Source organism: Pelagicoccus sp. SDUM812002, assembly GCF_031127835.1.
Classification (GTDB): domain Bacteria; phylum Verrucomicrobiota; class Verrucomicrobiia; order Opitutales; family Opitutaceae; genus Pelagicoccus.
The window spans coordinates 1-2,076 of record NZ_JARXHX010000067.1; the positions used below are offsets into that span (position 1 = coordinate 1).

The 2,076-nt window shown below is 53.3% G+C and carries 2 protein-coding genes; both read right to left on the minus strand.

Annotated features, from left to right (window positions below; genetic code table 11):
- Positions 1-346: 346 nt before the first annotated feature.
- Positions 347-1,204, minus strand: coding sequence for a nucleotidyl transferase AbiEii/AbiGii toxin family protein (locus QEH53_RS23580; protein WP_309025692.1), 858 nt, complete (start codon positions 1,202-1,204; stop codon positions 347-349).
- Positions 1,201-1,806 (minus strand): AbiEi antitoxin N-terminal domain-containing protein, encoded by a 606-nt coding sequence (locus QEH53_RS23585; RefSeq protein WP_309025693.1) that lies wholly within the window; start codon positions 1,804-1,806, stop codon positions 1,201-1,203. Before QEH53_RS23585 ends, QEH53_RS23580 begins: the two co-directional genes overlap by 4 nt.
- Between the last annotated feature and the right edge of the window lie 270 nt (positions 1,807-2,076).

Below are 2,076 nucleotides of genomic sequence, written 5' to 3' on the forward strand. Positions count from 1 at the left end.
TTTTCTGATGTCCTCGGGAAGCCGTTTCAGTTGGAGCAGTTGGGAGACCCGGGTGCGGCAGATTCCTTCCTCTTTCGCGATGTCGGATTGTGTCACGGTTGGATCGATTCGCAGACGCTCGGCCCATTTGTCGGCACGTCTCAGCGCTTTTAGGAGGGCCAGGTGTTTCTTGCTTTTGGGGACGCTAAGTAGCTGACCCGTAGCGGCTAAGAAGGATTTCGAGCAGTCGGTTGGTACATGTATGATTGCGCTGAAAAAGTTCGAATTTCCAATTCTTTGGGACGCCAGCGGTAGCCTGGGTGCGGATCGAACCGGTTACTTCGGTCTAGCGAATAAGCGTGTTTTTTTACTTCAGGTTTTCCCAATCGATTGGGAGCTTTTCCGCTATCTCGTTTAGGATAATTGAAAGGTCCTTTGGAGCGGATTTCAGGTTGTTGCGATTGAGGAATGCGGCCCATTGGACTTGCTTTTGCTTTGCGAATTTCGGTTTGAGGGAATCAGTAAGGCTTGCGGGTAGAGCTGTCTTCCGCCGTTCGAAGGTGGCGCGGATGGCTTGGCTGAGAATCTCTGGGTCGAGTTTTTCGTTTGTAACCAGAAAGTGGATATCGAAGAAGTCCTTCATGCGGGTGTTGAAGTCGCCCAGAGACACCATGGCTTCCAGCTTTTCTGCGATCACGGTGTAGACGGGGTAGGTTCTGAGTACCGGCGAAGAGAGCTCGGGCAGTAGGCTTGGCAGTTCCAGAGTATCGGTTGAGGGCGTGATCGCGTCGCCGAAGCCGATGTCGATCTGGATGGGGATGCGAACGTTGCCGAGGGTTGCGAGCATCTTGATTCTGATTCCCTGGTACGAGGCTTGTTCTCGGATGGAATCGGCTTTGATCGAGTCGGCGTCGAAGGAGAGACCGTCCTCATGCATTGGGATCCGTGCGATTTCTGAAAAGGTTTCCTTCACGATTTCCAGGTCGTCCGATCCGAATCCTAGCAAGTCGACGTCGCGCGTCGGTCGATGCATTTGCTTGTTCCAAGCGTAGAATAGGATCGCGCCTTTCAGCACGAAGGAGTTCGAATGAGAACTGTTGGCTAGTCGATAGAGGAGTCGTTCGGTTCCGTATCGAGCGAGGACGTAGTCGAATGCTTCTCCATTCGATTTGGCGATATTCAGGAGTCGCTGGCGTATTGAAGCGACGAGATTGGACTTGCTCATGCGATGACGCTTTCGAGGTAGGGGGCCATGACCGCTTTTGCTCGGCACGCGGTGGCGATTCTGTCGATTTCGGCGATGCTGAAGCGTCTCGCGCTCCAGCCTTCTCGCAGGGCTTCAATGGCGATATCGATGCCAAGCTTGTTTCGGTAGCGAAACAGATCTACGATGGTCTTGGCAACGGAGTAGATCTGAATGGTAGTTCCCTCAATGATGTGCTGTTCGACTCCTTCTGTGGACGCGGCTCCTGAAAATCGGACGACCTGAATGGGCGGACTCTCGTAGGCGGGCTTGCGGTCCTTTCGCCCGATCGCGATCCAGACCTCATACGGGTTCTGGGAGGTCAGGTCGTGGAATTTTAGGGCGGAGAGGAGGCAGATCCGCGCGTTGGGCGTTCGTTTTGTCGCCTGCACGAGAGCGTGGTTTTCGGTGATGTCCGCTTTCGGAAAGGTGTAGAGCCCTCGCGATTGTCTCTCGATTAGGCCTAGTCTCGTCGCTTCCTGGATGTATGGCCGGGAGATGCCCAGTCTTTCGAGATCAGAACTCCTCAGCGTTGAAGCGTCTCGGAAAGCTGCCTCTAGTTGTTCGGCTTTTGTTGTCTTCATACTCGAAACGTCGGCTATAAATACGAAAAGCCGACGATTTGTAAATTACAAAACGTCGGCTACTTCTCGCTTTAGATGATATTTTGTAATCTACGCATTGAGCTTACCTGCTATTTGCTCGGGTTTTCCTCGGTTTGCGAAAGGGCGAGCTTTCGCAGGGAATGGATGTTGATCGAAACGTCGAGCTTCTCGGGGGCGTGCTCTAGCTTTTTTCTGATGTCCTCGGGAAGCCGTTTCAGTTGGAGCAGTTGGGAGACCCGGGTGCGGCAG